A 20,196-nucleotide genomic window follows, 5' to 3' on the forward strand; every position below is an offset into this window, starting at 1 on the left:
TTATGTCTTCTTCTTGTAAGGAAAATGGATTTCTAGGTGAATTAATTATTACGGAACCCATTGGGGTTGATCATGAGCTAGAGTATGTTGAGGTTAATATTCCAATAGCTATAGAACGACTTAAGAAAAAAGCACTTTACATAAAAAGCAAAAAAGATGGTGCATTAATAAAAGGCCAGGTACTTAATAACCAAAACATATTGTTAGAATCTAATCTTGTACGCTGTCTTTTTCCAATTAGTATTCAGGCTAATGAAACTAAGGAATATGACATCGTAATCGAAAAGAATGAAAAGACGGTCACCGATTTATTAATGAAAGGAATGGGGTTAAATATCATTGTTGAGAATGAATTCTATAAGGCTGATTTAACTGCAAGAAAGTCTTCGAAAAACATAAAACTTGGTCCTGGTCAAATTACTTCGGTTTCCTTAAAAAAATACAATGGAATTAAATTGGAACGCCCAGATATTAAAATGCACTGGGCACCTAGTTTTCAAAAGAAGAGTGAAGACTATAAAACTATGGCGCACCTAGAAGAATTTGATTCTGTTCACATAGAAAAAGGACCATATCTTATTTCTGTTTATCGTTCAGGTAAGGTTAAAGGCTATGAAGAAATACAATTGGAAGGAGAGTATAAATTTTATGCAGGCAAACCCTATTTTGGTTTTTCTTCAAAAATGACAATCGTCGATAGCTTAACGGTTACGATGTTAAGAAACGATGAAATGACCATGGATAAGTTTTTTACACATGCCATTTATCCTCTTGAAAGTGGAAAAGTAAAATGCGTTCCTTTATACGATAAACCTCCTCTAATTTCGCATCAATCAATTAAGGAACTTCGAAAGCAACCTATTGCTGCTAATGCTAAATGGTTTGGTTTTTATAATGACAGTATTAATTATGGATTTGGAAGTATAAGAATTCAATTTGATTATAAAAATATAAATGGTGGTTTAGCTCCCATGATTAATGCACAGACCAAAATATCCTATTCTTATAATGAAGGCCGATATTGGGATAGAAGATTTGTAGATAGTGGTGAATTAAGAATACCCAAAGGAAGTGAATACTTTGAAGAAAACGTGTATACCATTTTTGATTCTAATAATGAAAACCCTGCCATGGAAATAGACAAACTTCATAAAAAATTAGCTAATCCAGTGGTGGTTAAATATATCCCAGTAAACGAATGATAGATGTAGATAAATTATCAACCATATGATTTTAAAACTTAAAAATTTCTTTAAAACACTAGGCCCTGGTTTTATAATAGCCGCCGTAGTTTTAGGCCCAGGTAGCATAACAGTCTCATCTAAAATCGGAGCAACACATGGTTATTCATTTCTATGGGTAATAGTAGTCGGAGCTATTTCTATGAGTGTTTATACAACGATGAGCGTGCGGTTTGGCGTTTTACACGAAAAGTCATTACTAAAAATAATCGCCGAAAAATATGGTAAGATTTTTGCAATCGCAATCGGGATATGTTCATTTTTAGCGGCCTTAAGTTTTCAATTTGGAAATAATTTAGGGGTGGGAATGGGTATGAAAACCTTAACAGGGATTAATGAAGCTTTATGGCCGTTAATATTTACACCGTTAGCTATTGTATTGGTTTTCTTTTCAAAAAACTTGTATAAGGCACTAGAGCAACTAATGATGATTATGGTTGTAATTTTAATTCTAGCATTTGTTGTAAATCTGGTCTTTATAAAGCCAGATATAGAAGCTACAATTATGGGTTTTATACCAAGCGCTGTATCAAGTGATAATTTTAATGAAATTGCTGCTTTGGTTGGAACAACTTTTGTGTTGCATAATGCATTTTATCAAGCCTACCTGGTTCAAGGTAAAGGATGGAAATTAGTTGATATGCCACGAAGTAATCGTGACACTAAAATTGGTGTATTTTTACTTGCGTTAATATCTACATTGGTTATAATAACGGCAGCTGCAACTTTAAAACCTAAAGGGATAACTGTGAATTCTGCTGCTGATATGGCTATCCAATTAGAAATGTTACTAGGCAGTTTTGCGAAATATATTTTTGGCTTTGGGTTTATTGCTGCAGCTTTTTCTTCACTTATTGTCAATGCTGTTACTGGTGGTGGATTATTAGCAGATAGTATGGGAATGGGGAGTTCAATGAACGAGAAAATGCCCAAGATATTTACAACTACAATTTTACTTGTTGGTATGGTAATCGCAGTTTTTTTTAAGGGAAATGTTATATACGCCTTAATAATGGCTCAGGCTTCTTCTATGCTAGGCGTTCCGCTAATTGCGATTGGTTTGTTTTTGGTTGTAAATAATAAGTCTATCATGGGCGAGTATAAGAATGGTATACTACAAAATTTAATGGCTATCGTCGGCTTTGTTCTCATATGTGTTTTGGTCTATTTTATGTATGGAAAACTTATAGGGTATTTAGCAATCTAGAAGGAGTGCTTAAATTTAAATAGTTAATAGTGAAAATTAATTTGGAACATATTGTAGTACGACAAATGGAGGAGAGTGATATCTCTGGAGCAATGCACTTAGTGCTGGCAGAAAATTGGAATCAAACGAAGGAAGATTGGCAGATGTTTCTGAATATTAATTCTAATCTATGTCTTGTGGCACTATATAAATCTGAAGTAATAGGAACTGTAACTGCCATTAACTATAGAAATGAAGTTGCCTGGATAGGAATGATGTTGGTGACTAAAAGCTTTCGAGGCATAGGAATTAGTAAACGATTGTTGAACACCATTATTGAAAGGTTAAGCGATTGTCTGTCAATTAAGCTAGATGCAACTCCTGCAGGGAAGCCTGTCTATAATAAATTAGGATTCCAGGAAGAATTTTCGCTCAATCGAATGGTGGTTACAAAGTTTAAGGGTGCTACCAATATTAACAAAAGTGCTGCTTTTTGGCCGATATCGGTTGATGAAATTGAAGATATAGTAAGTCTCGATTTAAAAATATTCGGATCGGATAGATCCGAATTGATTAATTCGTTAATTAAAAGAAATAGTGATAAAACATGGTGCGTAGTAAAAAACGAACATGTTGTTGGATACGTACTTGGTCGACCCGGTCTTAATTATTTTCAAATAGGTCCACTTATAGCTGAAACTGTTGACGATGCTATTCAGCTTATCGAAATCATACTTAATCAATATATTGGTGAGTCTATAGTAATCGATATTTTACAAGATAAATTAGAATTTAAAAAACATCTTATCTCCTTGGGTTTTTCGGAACAACGATCATTTATGAGAATGTATTTAAAAGACAATTCATTTCCGGGAGTAATGAGTAATCAGTATGTAATTGCTGGGCCCGAATTAGGATAATAGAAAAAAAAGATACCAAATAATATGAATTTAAAGCTAAATATAATTTCATGTGCACAAATTTTCTGTGTCTTCTTATTGATTGTACTGAGTTTTTCCTGTTCAGAAAATAAGAAGAAAATAGTAGGTGTTACATCTTATCAGACACACTTATTTAAAAAAACGTTGGAGAATTCACAATTGGCCGTTTCTGTTGTCGCTTCAGATTTAGAATATCCGTGGGACCTCTGTTGGGGGAATTCTGAAAGTGATAAATTGTGGTTCACAGAAATAAAAGGAACGGTTAATCAATTAGATATTACAACGGGAGAAATAAAAACACTTTTAAGTTTAGATGATGTCTTGGTAAAAAAATCTTATGGGTTATTAGGTTTTGCAGTGCATCCAGATATAGAAGAAAACCCCTATGTGTTTTTGCATTACACATATTTAGATGATGATAAAATTAATTCGAAACTCGTTAGATATAGTTATAAGAATGGCACGTTGGATAATCCGAAAATCCTATTAAAGCAGATTCCTGGAACTACTTATCACAACGGCAGTAGAATAGTTATTTCTTCTGATAATAAATTATACTTAAGTCTTGGTGATGCAGGGAAGAAGAGATTAGCACAAAATACTAATGAAATAAATGGTAAGATCTTAAGGTTGAATCTTGATGGTTCTATTCCAAAAGATAATCCTATAAAAGATAGTCCAGTGTATTCTTGGGGTCATAGAAATGTGCAAGGTTTAGTGATGGCTAATGGTAGATTATATAGTTCGGAGCATGGTGAAGCTAACGATGATGAATTAAGTATAATTGAGGCTCATGGTAATTATGGCTGGCCAGATGTTACTGGTTTTTGCAATGAACCTTATGAAAAAGACTATTGTAAAGACTCAGTTATTAGGGAACCAATTCATGTATGGACACCTACTATTGCGCCAGCTGGTATTGCCTATTATGGTTCAGAAGCAATACCGGAATGGCAGAATAGTATTTTAGTAAGCTCTCTTAAGGGTGTTAGTTTACGGGTGTTAAAGCTTTCTTCGGATGGCACTGAAATTGAGAATGAGATGGTTGCATTTAATCGACAGTTTGGAAGAATTAGAGATGTAATAACTGCGCCAAACGGCGATATTTATTTATGCACAAGTAATAAAGATTGGCATCCAAAGGCAAATCCTGAATTTTACAGTCCAGAGAAATTACCATTTAAAAATGATGATAAAATAATAAGAATTCATCAGGCAAATGAAGATTTAAGAAATAGTCTTGTAGAAATGATAGTGAAAGAAACTCCTTCACAAGAAGAAACATCAATAGCAAATAATAGCACTGCAAGTGATGAAGGTATGGCTATTTATCAAAAATATTGTGCTTCCTGTCATAAAGCTAATGGGTCAGGCAGTGAAGGTTTTTTTCCACCCATAACAAAAATTGAAGGGGTGGCTGATAGGGGTAGATTAATTAAATCTGTTGTAAGTGGTTTGTCAGGGCCATTAGAGGTTCGGGGTAAATCTTATAATCAGGAAATGCCCAGCTTTAAATTTCTTTCAGATAAAGAATTGGCAGATGTTCTTACGTATGTTAGGGCTTCTTTTGGTAATGGCCATCCAGGAATAAGCGAACAAGAAATATTGGAATATAGGACTTTGATTGAAAAAGAATAAAACTTAGGAAATGGAAAATAATCACTACAATTAATTATCAAAATAACTATGAAAAATCAATTTTGGATATTGCTATTTTACTTGTTGTTAAATTGTTTTCAATCGTTTGCTCAGGTTATTTATGTAGATCCATTGTTACCGTCTGATTGCAAGGGTAATTATTCTATTTTGAACCGCAATTGCAATGGTTCTGATGGTGATGCATATAAAACACTAGAAGCTGCAGTAAATAATTCTAGTGCAGGTGTTCAGATATTGATTAGAGGTGGTATATATAATGAACAGCTAATCCCAAAAAAATCAGGAGAGGAAAATAAGTTTATAAAATTCGAAAATTTTGAGAATGAAGTGGTTCAATTTACGGGAGCCTCACTTGCTCCGGCATTATGGATTAATCAAAAGGACTATATTAAAATTAAGGGTTTAAGGTTTATAGACTGTCCGCAATTTATGTCTATAAAATCATCATCTCATATAACAATTGAAGATTGCCACTTTGAAAATAGTACAATGTGGGAATCTTGTCAATTGAAAAATATGGGAGACTATTTCTTCTTCAAAAATAATAAAGTAAAAAACGGGACGGATTTACTTACTATTCAAGGAGGTAATTTTCATCTTATAGAGGGTAATACTTTTGATACAGCATCTCATACTTGTTTAGTTTTTATGGGTGTCCAAAAATCAGTCATTCGTAAAAACATATTAATCAATCCAAATCAAAAACTTCTCGAGATATTTGCAACTCGCAATAGAGAGTGGTCTGGTCCCTACCGAAAGAGCCAACACATTCTTATTGAGAATAATTTATTTGGTCCGAATTCACATAGAGAAGGACTTTATCAAGGTAAAGAAGCACCTGCAAGTTGGGGTGTGCAATTTGCTGGCGTAAAGTGTATTATGCGTAATAATATTTTTGCTGGATGTGAAGGAGGTATGGACATTTGTGGATATGGTAGGATAGGTGGTGATGGTGACTCTCCTGAAGCTGTTTTTAATTATAGTAACCGTTTTTATAATAATACAGTTTATTCTAATGGAGGGAAAGGACGATATGGTAGTGGTCCTGGAGTTAAATTTTCACACAATACCTATTCGGAGTTTTATGACAATATATTTTTAAACAATATATTCTATGCTAACAGAATATTTAAAGATGCACATACACTAAGAGATGTGCCAAGTGTTCAAGTCGCTTTTCGCTTCCCAGCCAATCCTTCAGAAACCCGATTTTATAATAATAATATTACGGCTCTAAATGATAGTAATGAAAATGTTTTTTTGTTGAGTAAAAAAGATAAAGAGTATACTATAGCATCTTTTGAAGAAACCTACCCCAGCTTTAGTAACGATAATATTAAAGGTAACCCACTTTTTGTTGTCAATAAACCCAATTTAAAAAGTATTGATCGTAACGAATATGAACTGTCTAAGGATAGCCCTTGCGTAGATGCCGGGAGATTTCTAACGCAAACAAATGGTAGCGGTATGGATTCTGTTTTAAAAGTTGAAGACCCCTATTTTTTTAGTGATGGATCTAGTATTGTTGAAGGTGATATCATCCGGGTTGGTGATGAAGAAGTACAAATTATTAGTGTTGATTATGATACTGGGTATATAATTCTCGATAAAAAGATAGCATGGAAAAACAATACTCCTGTTAGTTTAATTTATAAAGGAAACGCACCAGATATAGGGGCAATAGAAAGTTACTAAATCGTTTGTTCATTTGGAATTTGTTGTACAATTATAATAAAAGCTAAAAACCTATAAAAGTAATTGGAAAACAAGTAGGCCCTCGGATATTTTTGCTAATTTACTTTCTAAAGACATCGACAAAAAAACGAGATACTAAAGATATAAATTATGAATATGTGTAATAAAACAATGGTAGCAAGGCAATTAGTACTACCAAAAATTTTTTCTATTCTGTTTCTAGTGTTTTTTGTTTGTTTTTCTGCACAAGGACAATCAAATAAAATAACCAAAGCGGAAAAATTTGATATTGTTGTTTATGGTGGAACTTCTGCAGGGGTTGCTGCTGCTATTCAAAGTAGTAGAATGGGTAAATCGGTAGTGCTTATTGAACCAACTAATAGAATTGGTGGATTAACTACTGGAGGATTGGGGCAGACAGATATTGGGAATAAACAAGCTATTGGAGGAATTTCGAGAGAATTTTACGAGAACATTAAAAAGTATTATGATGTTCCTAAGAATTGGAAATGGGAGAAAAAATCGGATTATATAGATAGTGGGCAAACCCGTACAGAAAAAGGAGAAGCTTCTATGTGGACTTTTGAGCCTTCAGCTGCACTAGCGGTGTATAAATCCATGATGGAAAAGGAGAACATTAAAATGGTTTACAACGAGCGTTTAAATCGAAATACTGGTGTTGAAAAAATAAAGGGTAGTATTCAGTCCATTACAATGGAGAGTGGTAAAACCTATGTGGGGAAAGTTTATTTAGACGCCACTTATGAAGGAGATTTAATGGCTGCAGCAGGCGTTTCATATGCCATTGGTAGAGAAAGTAATAAAGAATATGGAGAAACGTTAAACGGTGTTCAGCCCAATAATTACAATGTGTCTTTGATTAATTTGGTTTCTAAAAATGCGGCTAACCACAATTTTATACAGCGCGTAGATCCGTACATAGTTAAAGGAAAACCGGAGAGCGGACTTTTGCCCAATGTTAATGAAAAGCCTGGTGTTGAAGGAGAAGGGGATGATAAAATTCAGGCCTATTGTTTTAGAATGTGTTTAACCGATCAACCAGATAATCGTATTCCATTTAAGAAGCCTACGAATTATAATGAACTGGAGTATGAGCTGCTTTTTAGAAATTATGAAGCTCATAATGGTTCTGTACGTAACATGTATTATAAAGGCGGTCCGTTATTACCATTAATAAATTCCGGTATGCCAAATCGCAAGACCGATTCTAATAATAGATTTGGGTTTTCAACTGATTATATAGGAAAAAATTATACGTATCCAGAAGCTTCATACGCAGAGCGCGTAAAAATCATAGAAGACCACCGGAACTACCAAATGGGTTTAATGTGGACCTTGGCCAATCATCCGAGGATTCCAGAAGAAGTTCGTAATGAGGCTTCAAAATGGGGTACCGCAAAAGATGAATTTGAAAGAGAAGATGGTTGGCAACAACAATTATATGTTCGTGAAGCCAGACGAATGATTAGCGATTATGTTATGACGCAGCGTAATTGTGAGGGGCTTGAAGTAGCAGAGGATGTAATTGGGTTGGCTGCATACACTATGGATTCACACAATACACAACGGTATGTAGATGCCAATGGTTATGTTCAAAATGAGGGTAATGTTGAAGCGCATGGTTTTGATCCCTATCCTATAAGTTATAAATCTTTAGTGCCTAAAAAGGAAGAATGTGAAAATTTAATCGTTCCGGTATGTCTAAGTGCTACTCATATTGCATTTGGGTCGATTCGTATGGAACCTGTTTTTATGGTTTTAGGAGAGTCTGCTGCAACCGCAGCCTCTTTAGCAATAGATTCAGGAAAATCGGTTCAAGATGTTTCCTATGAGAGTTTAAAATCCATTTTATTGAAAAATGGTCAACACCTCGAATAGATCAAGATTTTCTAAATAATTATTCATGAAATTAATATTAGAAAGTATTGAAAAAAAAATCAAATATTTAAAGATTCAGAGTACTTTAATAAACCCTATTGTAATACTAAGTGCGTTCGTGTTTGTTTCGTGTGAAAACGTAAAAGAAGAACCGAAGGCCTTGCCTAATATTGTGTTGCTACTTGCTGATGATTTGGGGTATGGAGACCTGGGGTCTTATAATAAGAATTCTCTTGTGCCTACACCTAATTTGGATAAGTTGGCCTCAGAAGGTATTCTTTTTACAAACGCTTATTGTCCTGTTTCAGTTTGTTCACCATCCCGTTACGCATTAATGACTGGAACATATCCTTTTAGAAGTAGGAAAAGAACCGGTGTTTTATCAAATTATGAACCTTCTATGATGGACGAAGGTCAATTGACCTTACCACAAATGTTACAACAGACGGGTTATACCACTACAGGCTTCGGAAAATGGCATTTGGGGGCTACATTTCCAACATTGGATGGAGAAAAGCCTGCAGGATACGGGAAGTTTAAAGCCGAGAATAATGGAGCGAATATTGATTTAAAAAAACCGATTAGCAATGGCCCTGTTGATCAGGGTTTTGAAAATTGGTACGGGTTTAGTTGCGCGAGCGAATGCTGGATAATGGATGGTAATAATATAGTTGCTGCACTAGGTCATGAATTTTATAATATTGATTCGGCTAAAGGGAAAGAGCATATTAAAATTATTCCTTCTAATCAATATCTTGAAGTTGTCACTAAGAAAAGTATCGGGTTTTTACGCGATCACGTAAGACAGAAAAAGGAAAATCCCTTTTTCTTATATTTCGCTCCTTATGTTCCTCATGTGCCGTTATCTGTAAGTGATGAATTTATTGGAACAACAGCAGCTGGCCTATACGGTGATTATGTTTCTGAATTAGACAGTGCTATCGGCAAAATATTAACTATGGTCGATAGTTTAGGGCAAGCGGAAAATACAATAATCCTTTTCGCTAGTGATAACGGTTCTCAATTCCAGAGAACAGGGGTTCATATTGATCTCGCCAATTCAGGTAATAATTTGTCGGAGCTCATTGAAAAAGATCAAAACAAGAAAGAACATCATCCTAACGGAAACTTGAAAGGTTCCAAATGGACAATTTGGGAAGGAGGGGTTCGTACTCCTTTTATTGCCAAGTGGCCGCGAAAGATACCCCAGGGTGCTAAATCTGATAAGATTTTTGCATTAAACGATGTATTTGCAACCCTTGGTTCAATCATTAACTTTGATATGCCAGCAAATATGGCCGTAGATAGTTATGACCAATCCATGAACCTTTTGGGTGAAGAAAAAGATGTTAGAAAATCTGTAGTTGTTCAATCTTCAAATAACCTAATGGGCTTGCGAAAAGGTAGATGGAAATTTATTGCTCCAGAAAATGATAAAGTTCAAGGCCAGTTGTATAATTTATATGAGGACGAATCTGAATCGAATAACTTAATAATTGAAAATTTTAACATGGCTAATGAAATGCATCAAGAATTAAGTGATATAATATCAAAAAATGTCGCATTAGAGTAAAAGATATTTGCGAAAATATATCCAATTCATTTAATAAAATATCAAGATTATTGTTTTAGGATGTGTTCATTAGTTCAGCCAGAAAATCGTATTCCACTTAGGAAGCCTACCAATTATAATGAACAGGGTTTTGAGTTTCTTTATAGAGATTTTATGATTCTCGCAATATTTAATCAATCAGTAGATACAATAGTATCACCTGCGATTGACTCTCATTCAATTGTTCAAAAGATCGCATGAGGTAATTTTTATTGAAAATAGTACTGATGAAAGTCAATAAACGAATAAATCAGTTAACATTTTTTTATACTTTTTTTAAGATGCAAAGTCTCGTGTGCTACTGTATTTTACTATAATATTGGGTACATTTGTTTTAATCCAACTTTAAAAATTAGCAATGCTAAATAGAGAGCAGCTTCTACACCTTTTTGGTTTTTTATTGAATAGAAAATTACTTGTTATTGCTACTTTATTGTTGTCAGTTCAAATGTTCTCACATGGAGATTTGTCAGAACGAATCTTATTAAAAACTGTTGAGATTATCGAGAACCCTAATAACTACGAGTTATATTACGAAAGGGGGTTTTTGTATCAACAACATGTAGATTATACTGAAGCCTTAGCAGATTATCATAAATCCAAATCATTAGGTAATACGGATAAAATATTGCAATACCGAATTGCTGAGGTTCATTATTTGAACGAAGACTACAATGATGCCATCATTAATATTGGTAAGTATATTGAGCGAGATAGTATTGATGTAAAAGCTAAAAAGTTGGAAGCTCAAATATTTTTTGAGCTAAATGAATATGAAAAATCATTAGAATCATATCGTTTTGTTATGCAGCATATGGTTGATATTAGGCCAGAAGATATCTTGGAATACGCAACTATTATTCTTGCAGAAAACAATACAAATTATAAAAGTGCTATAGATGCAATTGAATTTGGAATGCAAGAACTTGGGGCAAATACATTATCGCTTCAACTAAAAAAATTAGAGTATTTAAAAAAATCAAGTCAAGTTGAAAAGGCATTAAAGCAGTATAATTATTTTATTCTTCAATACAAGAGAAAAGAATTTTGGTATTATAAAAAGGCAAAGTATTTAATTGAAATAAACCGCAAGAAAGAAGCAAATTTAACTTTAAAGCTAGCAACTAGTAGCATTGCTGAATTAGCTACTAGATTTAAAAATATGCCGTCTATAATTAAGTTAAAAGAACAAATTAAAAGTTTAGAAAGTACAACCAACAACTAGAAGTTATGATTAGAAGAAGTGTTCAATTAGTAGTGCTGTTTTTTACAGTGTTTTCATTTTCGCAAACATCAATAAAAGTTATTCCAGAAATTAGTAGTACAACTGAAAGTGTTAGCATTACTAAAGATTCTACAGCTATAAAAGTAGAAAGAGGACCTTATCTACAAATAGGCACTCCAACTAGTGTTGTTGTAAAATGGCGAACCAATGTGCCTACAGAATCTGTTGTTAATTATGGAACGCAACTTGGGTTATTATCCAACAAAGAATCAAATTCTAATGAGATGAAAGTACATGAAGTCTCTTTGTCAGGATTAAAACCGAATACAAAATATTATTTTAATATTGGAAATGAAGCGGGCGTATTGGCTGAAAGTACAACCGGTGACATGTACATTATCACAGCACCCAAAGCAGGGACTAAGCAATTTGTACGTACCTGGATTTTAGGAGATGCTGGCACTGCAAATGATAATCAGCGCAATGTACGAGATGCCTATTACAAATATGTAGATGCGGACGCTAGCAATACTGGAAAAACCGATATGATGTTATTTCTTGGGGATAATGCGTATCGTACAGGAACTGATATAGAATATCAAAATGCTTTTTTTGATATTTATGATAACATGCTTAAAAAATCAGTAGCATGGTCTTGTTTAGGAAACCACGATGGGTATTCAGCAGATTCTGCCACCCAATCTGGTCCTTATTACGATATTTTCTCATTTCCAACTGGTGGACAAGCAGGTGGAACTCCGTCCGGAACCGAAGCTTATTATTCATTCGATTATGCCAATATACATTTCATTATTCTCGATTCGCATCATTCGGGGCGGGAGGTAGGAGGTGCCATGTACAATTGGGCACAAACTGATATTCAAAACACCACACAGGATTGGATTGTAACGTTATTTCACCACCCAGTTTATACCAAAGGATCTCATGATTCTGACACCGAAGATCGACTTATAGAAATGCGAGAAAATTTTATGCCCATGATGGAAGATAATGGAGTGGACCTTATATTAAACGGGCATAGTCATTCTTATGAGCGTTCTTATTTTTTAAATGGACATTATAGTTTTTCAAATACTTTTAATCCAGATGAAATTATAAAAGGCGGGCATACTGTTGGGGTAACTGGTAAAGGAGATGGTAAAACGGATGGTAACGGAAGCTATCAAAAAACAGATGAAGCTACAGCAGGTGCTGTTTATATTACCACAGGGTCTGCGGGTAAAATTTCAGGAGGTGATTTAAATCACAAAGCCATGTCAGTATCATTAAATGAACTTGGTTCGTGTGTTATGGAAGTTGAAGATGATGGTATGGGCGGACAAAATTTGACTGTAAAGTTTATTAGAGAGAATAATAAGGTTGATGATTATTTTACCATCAATAAAAAAGACATAGTTCAAAAAGTAGGAGCTGCATCAAAAGTTAAAAAAGTAAGTGCTGAGGAAAAGAATGCTATAGCAATTTATGATGTAGTTAAAAATGTGGTAAACATAAAAGCAAACACTGTCGAACGACTAAAGAAGGTTAAGATTTATAATAACCTTGGAAAGCGGGTGATAAAAAGTAAAAAATCAAATATCGATGTTAGCGGTTTAAAAAAAGGAATGTATGTGGTTGAAGTTAAAACCGATAAAAGCATGTACACCGAAACAATTACTATAGAATAAGTAGTTGTTATTCTAAAAAGCATATATCAAATGTTTTGAGAGGGTATAGGGTTGAAAAGCCTTAGTGCATTTTAGTTTTAAATGAAAAAAGTAACCATTTTATTGGGGCCAGTACTACTTTGCTTTTTACTATTGTCAAGTAGAAATATCGTCGTGCCCCAAAAAAATAGAACTATTCTGGAGAAAGTAGCCGAATTATATGAGGCTAATTTTCGGAAGTTTCAAAATGAAGTAGAAGCGTTGGCGTTCCTTGCTGAGAATTCTGAATTTTCGGATGATTTAAAACTAAAAGAGCAAGTTGAAAAAACCAGATTATCTTATAAAAAGGTTGAGTTTATATTTGACTATTACCAAACCTCTTACAGCGGAACTTATATAAACGGAGCACCTTTACCGAAGGTAAGTGAGTATTTTCAAGCAGGAAAAATAATTGAACCCTGTGGTTTGCAAGCCTTAGATGAAGCTGTTTATGATGACGTAACAAAAGAGAACTTCCAGCACATTAAAATGTTGGCAAATGAATTAAAAAATCGTGTAGATTTTATAGCAAAAATTCATTTACCAATTCAATTGAAATCGAGTCAACTCATTGAATGTATTCGATCGGGAATGGTTCGAATATTTACGTTAGGAGTTACGGGTTATGATACACCCGGTTCCATTAATGCTTTGGAAGAAAGTTATGTGAGTTTGCAAAGCATGGAAACTGCTTTTTTGTATTTTGAAAATGATCTTTCCGCAGAAGCAAATACTAAATTTGAAGCTTTAAGAAAACTGTTTAGTAAAGGTAAATCAACTTTAAAATCTAGTGCTGATTTTAATAGTTTTGATCGCTTGGTTTTTTTAAAAGAAATTATCAATCCTATATATGCTGGGTTGTTAGAATTTCAAAATTTGAACAACATAAAGTTAGAACCCTACAAAAAGCATGCTCAAAATTATCAGGCTAAAAATATTTTTGATACTGATTTTCTCAATGCTAATTTTTACTCAGAGTTGGTTTATTTGCCTCTGGATAATCCAAAAACTATTGCATTAGGAAAGTTGTTATTTGAGGACGGGCAACTCTCACATGATAACCAAATGTCGTGCATAAGCTGTCATAATCCAAATAAAGGTTTTACGGATGGCCTTCCTAAAAGTGTATCAAATAAAGAAGGTTTTTTTACAGCACGAAACTCCCCAACGATTATTAATGCAGGTTACTCTACCCGTTATTTTTGGGATATGCGCGAGTTTAATTTAGAAAAACAAGTAACACATGTAATTGATGATAATTTAGAATTTAACACAAATTTTAATGCGATTATTACTAAGCTAAAAAGTAATTCACAGTACCTGAAATTATTTAAAGTGGCCTATGGTGGAATTCAGAAAGAAGATATTAATCAACGTTCTATAAGCAATGCCATTGCTGCGTATGTAAATTCTTTGATATCTATAAATAGTCCATTTGATAAATATGTTCGGAATGAAATAAATGAATATCCTGCGGATGCAAAACGTGGTTTTAATTTATTTATGGGTAAAGGGGCTTGTGGTAGTTGTCATTTTGCGCCAATGTTTAATGGTACCATTCCACCTTTTTATTTAGAATCAGAATCAGAAGTTTTAGGAATCACTCAGGGTTTTGATACTATTAATCCAAAGTTAGATACTGATTTAGGACGTTTTGCAAATGGATTGCGATTGGATCATCATCCTTATTTTAAAAATTCTTTTAAAACGGTATCCGTCAGAAATATAGAATTAACAGCACCGTATATGCATAATGGTTTGTTTGCAAACTTAGAAGAAGTGTTAGAATTTTATAATCTTGGGGGTGGTGCTGGTATGGGCTTAGAGGTGGAAAATCAAACGTTGTCTGATGCACCTTTAGATTTGTCGAAACAAGAGATTAGCGATATTATAGCATTTATGAAAACACTTACAGATGTTTCAGAATATACTACTACAATTGATTAACCACAACTAGCGTTTACTAATTTTATTATTTGAAATTACCCTTTGTCTTGAGCATTTAAATCGGGAAATAGCTGAATTTCTTTTTTTTAAATGTTTTTGACTCAGACCACTATTCACACGTTTACGCCATCGCTTAAAACTTGATTCCTTTAGTTCGTTGCGCATTGTTTTAATAACGTCCTTTTCTGATAGTCTAAACTGAAACAAGATTGCCTCAAATGGAGTGCGGTCTTCCCATGCCATTTCAATAACACGGTCTAACTCTCGATCCGTCAAGGCTTTTCTAGTGGCCATAGTGTATTAAATTTTTTCCCAGATTTGATCTGAATTTAGGTAAAAACTGCCTAGCGTGTTAAAATTGCATTGTTCTGGTGCTATAATTGAAAGAAAAGTTTCATCGTTTTCTCTTTTATATAGATGATATACTTCTCCAATGATGGGTTCAAAACTAAATTTCGATTCAAAAATGAGTTTGTTATATTCAAACTCGCGCATCATTTTTTCGTATTCCGCCTTTAGAGTTAGGTACTTTGTTTTAACCTGATGATTTATTTTAGTAATACTCCTATTCTTCCAAGCCAATGTATCGGTGGCGGTTATAAAAGGTGCACCAACTGAAGTAGCATAGGGTTTAAGAGCAGCATTGTATTTTTGGGTGTCAGAGTTAAAAACGATAGCATCTGGTTTTTTTTCTTTAGTCATGGGTAATGAATAAATACTAGCTTAATTTTAAAATTTCATTCATTACAGCTTCTGCCTCAAAGGTTTTTTGATCGCTCATTTTTCTATTGGTAGTAGATAAAGCGTGTGCCTCTTTTAAAAGTTGTTCATATTGCGCTTGCAATTTTTCTTTTCCCGATTTCTTTTTAAATAACTTAAACATAACTTTTGATTTTGTGTTCTAGAAGAATCTTTCTAGAAAAATTAGAACAAATATACAACTTGTCTAACTATTTATTAAATAAATTAGACAAAATACATTTTTAGTTATAATAGATAATTTTTTGGGGCTTTATTATGGTTTATTTAGTGAAGTACTTTGTCAGTAATTTTAGTGTGTAATAATTACAATCGGAATAATTTTTTCGAGTTTTCAAAAAGTATTTTCCGTTCGATTGGCTTAGCAACTAATTTTCGAATTTCAGCGATAGCTAATGTGCCGGAACAACTTTCAGGATCAGCACCTGTTGGGTCCGCGCAATCACTACCATACAATAATTTGTCTTGGTGTTTTTCTAAGAATATTTTTGCATGCTCCTCGTCGCGTTTAAGAGCATTCAGCCCTGAGCCGGCAGAAAGATCACCATACATATTCGGATAATCGCTAAGATATCGGTCTGTAATTCCACCTACTTCAACAGTAGTTTTAGGATATAGAATTGATTGATTTGTGTGATTTTTGTCAATATTAGCCCACCAAGTTTGTGCATGCCCTATAAAATTTACCTTTGGATACTTTTCTAACATTTTATAAAAACGCTCAAAACCATAATTATACTTTTCATATTGCCAATGCATTAGAACAGGCACATTATAGGTTTGTGCTAATTGGTAAATTTTTTGCATTTCATTTGAATCACATGCAACACCAAATTTTAATTCACCAATAACGACAGCGCCCAATTTTAAATATTTCTCAATTTCATACACACCATCTTTCATGTCAGGTACTGCACAAGCGCCAAAACGAAATTGCTTTTTGTGCTGACTTGCAAATAGATAACATTCGGCATTTCCGCCTGCTTCAGCTTGTAAACCATTTGCTTCGCCTTGGTGTGTAGAAGCAGAATTTACTGGTCGTCCAGATGGTAAAAGAATTGTAGTTGTAATTCCCATTGCTTTTTGATGTTCGAGCAATTGATTATCTCTTCTTTGTACATAATGGATGTGTTGGTGAATATCAATTATGGGTTCTTTTTTTAAATTTGAAATTTCAGTAAATGCGTTTAATTTTAGTGAAGTTCCCAACGCTAGTAAACTAGTACCTGTTATAAACTCTCTTCGGGAAAAACCTTTTTTCGAATGTGACATAAATAATAGCTGGTTTAGGGAATATTTTTATTTTTATAATTTTCTTTCAGGAGCTTATAGCAGCCCACTGAACACAATGACCTTCAGCATATACAGGACCTTTAAATAAAATGCAGCCCCCACACTTTTCGTCTGCCTTAGCGGGAATAAAGAGTGCACAATTGCTACAGGAATTCTCAGGAACTGCAGATTGCTTTACATAGCCTAAACCTTGTCTTTTTTTAATTTCTCCATCACTAATTTTAGTTAAATCATTGCAGGGGTCTTTAGAAGAGTTTTGTTTGGTGTTATCATTTCTAATTTTGGATGATTTATTTTTTTCACCGCAGTTCAACAGTAATAGTCCCCCGAAAAATAAACCACCTGAACTTATACATCTATTAATAAATTTTCTTCTGGAATAATCTTTGTTTGTCATTTGAAAAACTGTTTGTTAGATAGGAATGCGAAGTGTAAATTTTATCGATTTATTTCTTCTGTTAATTCTAGGAATTCTAGGAATAGGGCTGTACCAATTATTATAATTTTGTAAACAATTCTTTTAGGTGCTGTATTGCATTAGCGATATTGTTTTCTGCTTCGGACGAAATAGTTTTTATTTTTTCTTTTGATGAATTTTTCAATTCCGCTGTTTTTTCTAATCCTTTAAATAGTCCTTTTAGACCTGACGACTGTAATTCTTCTTTATTGGACTCTTTAAGTCGACTTAACACATTTAATAAATCTAGAATTTCGTCTTTATCATTCCTAGCACCAATGATATAAGAAAAATTCTCAATAAAAGTATTTTTCCAAATTGAAGTTTCCTTAAAAAATGAATTCTGTACTAACGTCTTTAAAAGCAAAATACTAGACCCAGCTTCTGAACTCAATATGGCAGTTCTAAACCATGAACTATCTCCATGCAATTCCGATGCTTTTGCCAAAGAAGGAATTACAGAATCATCTTTGAATTGACCTATACTTAAAGTTGCTTGTAATGCAACCCGTACTGAGGAATCATTAACCATTTCTTTTAACAGTGATAAAGAACTTGGAAATCGTTCGGCAAGCATGGCAGCATTTTCACGGACTCCCGGTGAAGGGTCTTGCATAGCAGTTCTTATTATAGTTGCATCCAAGGCATTTAAACCCTCTAAAACATATAGGGCATGTAATCGAAACCTAGGGTCTTCGCTTTGTTCAAATAAAGCAATTACTTCCGATATGATACTTTTATCTTGACGTTCTAAAAGCAATCGTTGTGCGGTAAGCCTCCACCAACGATTTTCGTGTTGTAATGCATTGACCAAATCTGAGGAGTTTGCCTTGGTTAGGTTTGGACTGACAGATGTATACGGTTCACTATTCTTTTGAACAATTCTGTAAATGCGTCCAAACGTATTACCAGCATCGAAATCCATAGTCTCTTGCAAATCTTGAGGAATAGACATGGGTGTTTCTATATGTTGTCGATACATATCCATAAGATATAAATATCCATCGGGACCAACCGAAAAATTAGCAGGACGAAACCATGTATCTGTTGTAGCCATAAATTCTTTGTCCTTTTCTTTCGAACCTTGTTGGGCTGTCAAAAAAGGAAGACTATCAGTTGCGTTTAGAATATCTCTATGTATAAGATTGCCTGCAACATCCGCCGTAAAAATATTCCCATAATATTCATTGGTGAACTTGTCGCCTCCGTAATATGTTCCCCCAGAAGCTCCAGTAAAATGATCTCTAGCATATTCTACTCGATCAAGGTTATTTTCCTTATAATTTTTATTGCGACGATTAGTGCGTTCTTGTCGCCAATAGGGCGTTGCACTTATTTGGTTCATAAGTGGGTCGTGGTCGGAAATATTTTGAATTGCATTTTTTGCAGCAGGGGTTAAGTATGGGTTTCTTTCGAGATATCTCATCGGTATAACAACCTGTCGAATATGCAATGAGTTTGCGGTAAAAAACCGGTGTCCCCAATCGTCTATTGCAAGTCCAAATTGTCCAGGCCCGGTACTACGTTCAAATAAATTTTTGTCCAGTCGAAAACGAAAATCGGCACCTTGTACTTCAATCGGTGGCGCATCAGAATTACGGCTAAAACTTATTTTACCAGCTTGTCCGGCATTATTTGCATAAATCCAATTATCAATGCCATATCGGAGATTCGTAATTTGTGCTTCTTCATTTTTGTCAAAAAAACCAGTAAACAACACTTCTTTAGAATCTGAACGGCCATCACCATCTGTATCTTTGTAATAGGTGATATTTGGTGCAGCACATACCAGTAAACCACCTTTCCAAGGTAAAATACTAGTAGCTTCTCTTAAACTGTCTACAAAAATTGTAGAGGTATCAGCTTGTCCATCGCCATCGGTGTCTTTTAGTAAAACTATATTTCCTTTTCCTTTAGTAGCATCAGGTTTATAGGCATCCAACATTCCAACGACAAAAGCATTTCCATCTGCATCAAATTGCATGGCAACCGGATCAACTACCAATGGTTCCGCCGCAAATATTTCAGCCTTAAAGTTCTCAGAAAATTGAAAAGTTTTTAAAGACTCTTCTGGGCTAAGTGGACCATCGTAAAGAGACTCTTCGTTGCATGAGGCTAAGATTAGAGGAAATAAAATTAAGAGCTGAATTGAAAAAATCAAATGAATTTTTAGGGTACTGTATTGGTTTTTGACGTGCATAGTTTGGTGGTTCACACAATTTAAAGTTGGTTTGTTGGTGCAATGAATTTACTATATGCAAACTAAAAACTGCCCATTATTACTAAAAAAATCTATAACAAGTATTCTTAGGTGTCATTTACGTAAAAGTGTATGATAAATTGTTGATGTAGTGGTATGATAATTTTGAAGTGAGGGGTAAAGGTGTTACTATGAAATATGTGTATTAAAAAGGAAAGATGCCCATTGCGAGAGCAATGGGCAAAATTGTGGAGCCGGGGAGAATCGAACTCCCGTCCAAACAAGCAACGTTAAAGCTTTCTACATGTTTAGTTTCCGTTTAATTTTCGACGCAAGCCTGACCGGAAACGGCCTAACAAACGCTTAGCTTCTTAAG

The 20,196-nt window shown here is 34.2% G+C and carries 16 protein-coding genes and 1 other RNA gene; 10 read left to right on the plus strand and 7 right to left on the minus strand.

The features are described from left to right. Window positions 1-2 precede the first annotated feature (2 nt). The 10 genes from ABJF52_RS13170 (at window position 3) to ABJF52_RS13215 (ending at window position 15,111) form a co-directional block, all read left to right on the plus strand. Window positions 3-1,202 carry a hypothetical protein gene (locus tag ABJF52_RS13170; protein ID WP_348151013.1) on the plus strand — a complete coding sequence of 400 codons (1,200 nt, stop codon included), beginning with the start codon at window positions 3-5 and terminating at the stop codon, window positions 1,200-1,202. 25 nt (window positions 1,203-1,227) lie between these two features. Continuing rightward, window positions 1,228-2,448: an Nramp family divalent metal transporter gene (locus tag ABJF52_RS13175; RefSeq protein ID WP_348151016.1), complete on the plus strand. Its 1,221-nt coding sequence runs from the start codon at window positions 1,228-1,230 to the stop codon at window positions 2,446-2,448. A 29-nt stretch (window positions 2,449-2,477) separates the two neighbouring features. Further along, window positions 2,478-3,347: a GNAT family N-acetyltransferase gene (locus ABJF52_RS13180; RefSeq protein ID WP_348151019.1), complete on the plus strand. Its 870-nt coding sequence runs from the start codon at window positions 2,478-2,480 to the stop codon at window positions 3,345-3,347. Between the two features lie 24 nt (window positions 3,348-3,371). Continuing rightward, window positions 3,372-5,006: a PQQ-dependent sugar dehydrogenase gene (locus ABJF52_RS13185; protein ID WP_348151022.1), complete on the plus strand. Its 1,635-nt coding sequence runs from the start codon at window positions 3,372-3,374 to the stop codon at window positions 5,004-5,006. 168 nt (window positions 5,007-5,174) lie between these two features. After that, window positions 5,175-6,722 (plus strand): right-handed parallel beta-helix repeat-containing protein, encoded by a 1,548-nt coding sequence (locus ABJF52_RS13190; RefSeq protein WP_348151024.1) that lies wholly within the window; start codon window positions 5,175-5,177, stop codon window positions 6,720-6,722. Between the two features lie 156 nt (window positions 6,723-6,878). Beyond that, window positions 6,879-8,621, plus strand: coding sequence for an FAD-dependent oxidoreductase (locus ABJF52_RS13195; protein ID WP_348151027.1), 1,743 nt, complete (start codon window positions 6,879-6,881; stop codon window positions 8,619-8,621). A gap of 25 nt (window positions 8,622-8,646) precedes the next feature. Beyond that, complete coding sequence (locus ABJF52_RS13200) at window positions 8,647-10,194, plus strand: arylsulfatase (RefSeq protein WP_348151030.1); 1,548 nt, start codon at window positions 8,647-8,649, stop codon at window positions 10,192-10,194. Between the two features lie 397 nt (window positions 10,195-10,591). Next, entirely contained in the window at window positions 10,592-11,458 is an 867-nt protein-coding gene (locus ABJF52_RS13205; RefSeq protein WP_348151033.1) for a hypothetical protein, read from the plus strand. 5 nt (window positions 11,459-11,463) lie between these two features. Then, window positions 11,464-13,146, plus strand: coding sequence for a metallophosphoesterase (locus ABJF52_RS13210; RefSeq protein WP_348151035.1), 1,683 nt, complete (start codon window positions 11,464-11,466; stop codon window positions 13,144-13,146). A gap of 81 nt (window positions 13,147-13,227) precedes the next feature. Further along, complete coding sequence (locus ABJF52_RS13215) at window positions 13,228-15,111, plus strand: cytochrome c peroxidase (RefSeq protein WP_348151038.1); 1,884 nt, start codon at window positions 13,228-13,230, stop codon at window positions 15,109-15,111. Between the two features lie 6 nt (window positions 15,112-15,117). Here ABJF52_RS13215 and ABJF52_RS13220 read toward each other — a convergent pair whose 3' ends face one another. The 7 genes from ABJF52_RS13220 to ssrA form a co-directional block, all read right to left on the minus strand. Then, window positions 15,118-15,405 carry a TIGR03643 family protein gene (locus tag ABJF52_RS13220; protein WP_348151041.1) on the minus strand — a complete coding sequence of 96 codons (288 nt, stop codon included), beginning with the start codon at window positions 15,403-15,405 and terminating at the stop codon, window positions 15,118-15,120. A gap of 6 nt (window positions 15,406-15,411) precedes the next feature. Beyond that, on the minus strand, window positions 15,412-15,813 hold the full coding sequence (locus ABJF52_RS13225) for a DUF2452 domain-containing protein (protein WP_348151044.1): 402 nt from the start codon (window positions 15,811-15,813) through the stop codon (window positions 15,412-15,414). Between the two features lie 16 nt (window positions 15,814-15,829). Next, the gene (locus ABJF52_RS13230) at window positions 15,830-15,994 is read right to left on the minus strand and encodes a Lacal_2735 family protein (protein WP_348151047.1); all 165 of its coding nucleotides are present in this window, start codon (window positions 15,992-15,994) and stop codon (window positions 15,830-15,832) included. A 182-nt stretch (window positions 15,995-16,176) separates the two neighbouring features. Continuing rightward, the gene (locus ABJF52_RS13235) at window positions 16,177-17,142 is read right to left on the minus strand and encodes an amidohydrolase family protein (protein WP_348151051.1); all 966 of its coding nucleotides are present in this window, start codon (window positions 17,140-17,142) and stop codon (window positions 16,177-16,179) included. Between the two features lie 46 nt (window positions 17,143-17,188). Further along, the gene (locus tag ABJF52_RS13240) at window positions 17,189-17,560 is read right to left on the minus strand and encodes a high-potential iron-sulfur protein (protein ID WP_348151054.1); all 372 of its coding nucleotides are present in this window, start codon (window positions 17,558-17,560) and stop codon (window positions 17,189-17,191) included. A 100-nt stretch (window positions 17,561-17,660) separates the two neighbouring features. Beyond that, on the minus strand, window positions 17,661-19,820 hold the full coding sequence (locus tag ABJF52_RS13245) for a PVC-type heme-binding CxxCH protein (RefSeq protein ID WP_348151057.1): 2,160 nt from the start codon (window positions 19,818-19,820) through the stop codon (window positions 17,661-17,663). Window positions 19,821-20,066: 246 nt separating this feature from the next. Beyond that, window positions 20,067-20,196: a transfer-messenger RNA gene (ssrA, locus tag ABJF52_RS13250) on the minus strand; the annotation flags it as partial.

It is taken from the genome of Aurantibacter sp., from assembly GCF_039941195.1.
Lineage (GTDB): Bacteria > Bacteroidota > Bacteroidia > Flavobacteriales > Flavobacteriaceae > Aurantibacter_A.

What these genes read in the sequence shown, in the direction of transcription:
- ABJF52_RS13245 (WP_348151057.1), bottom strand. Translation starts at nt 19,820, where the DNA reads ATGCACGTCAAAAACCAATACAGTACCCTAAAAATTCATTTGATTTTT.
- ABJF52_RS13175 (WP_348151016.1), top strand. Translation starts at nt 1,228, where the DNA reads ATGATTTTAAAACTTAAAAATTTCTTTAAAACACTAGGCCCTGGTTTT.
- ABJF52_RS13225 (WP_348151044.1), bottom strand. Translation starts at nt 15,813, where the DNA reads ATGACTAAAGAAAAAAAACCAGATGCTATCGTTTTTAACTCTGACACC.
- ABJF52_RS13220 (WP_348151041.1), bottom strand. Translation starts at nt 15,405, where the DNA reads ATGGCCACTAGAAAAGCCTTGACGGATCGAGAGTTAGACCGTGTTATT.
- ABJF52_RS13170 (WP_348151013.1), top strand. Translation starts at nt 3, where the DNA reads ATGTCTTCTTCTTGTAAGGAAAATGGATTTCTAGGTGAATTAATTATT.
- ABJF52_RS13235 (WP_348151051.1), bottom strand. Translation starts at nt 17,142, where the DNA reads ATGTCACATTCGAAAAAAGGTTTTTCCCGAAGAGAGTTTATAACAGGT.
- ABJF52_RS13200 (WP_348151030.1), top strand. Translation starts at nt 8,647, where the DNA reads ATGAAATTAATATTAGAAAGTATTGAAAAAAAAATCAAATATTTAAAG.
- ABJF52_RS13205 (WP_348151033.1), top strand. Translation starts at nt 10,592, where the DNA reads ATGCTAAATAGAGAGCAGCTTCTACACCTTTTTGGTTTTTTATTGAAT.
- ABJF52_RS13195 (WP_348151027.1), top strand. Translation starts at nt 6,879, where the DNA reads ATGTGTAATAAAACAATGGTAGCAAGGCAATTAGTACTACCAAAAATT.
- ABJF52_RS13215 (WP_348151038.1), top strand. Translation starts at nt 13,228, where the DNA reads ATGAAAAAAGTAACCATTTTATTGGGGCCAGTACTACTTTGCTTTTTA.
- ABJF52_RS13230 (WP_348151047.1), bottom strand. Translation starts at nt 15,994, where the DNA reads ATGTTTAAGTTATTTAAAAAGAAATCGGGAAAAGAAAAATTGCAAGCG.
- ABJF52_RS13240 (WP_348151054.1), bottom strand. Translation starts at nt 17,560, where the DNA reads ATGACAAACAAAGATTATTCCAGAAGAAAATTTATTAATAGATGTATA.
- ABJF52_RS13185 (WP_348151022.1), top strand. Translation starts at nt 3,372, where the DNA reads ATGAATTTAAAGCTAAATATAATTTCATGTGCACAAATTTTCTGTGTC.
- ABJF52_RS13210 (WP_348151035.1), top strand. Translation starts at nt 11,464, where the DNA reads ATGATTAGAAGAAGTGTTCAATTAGTAGTGCTGTTTTTTACAGTGTTT.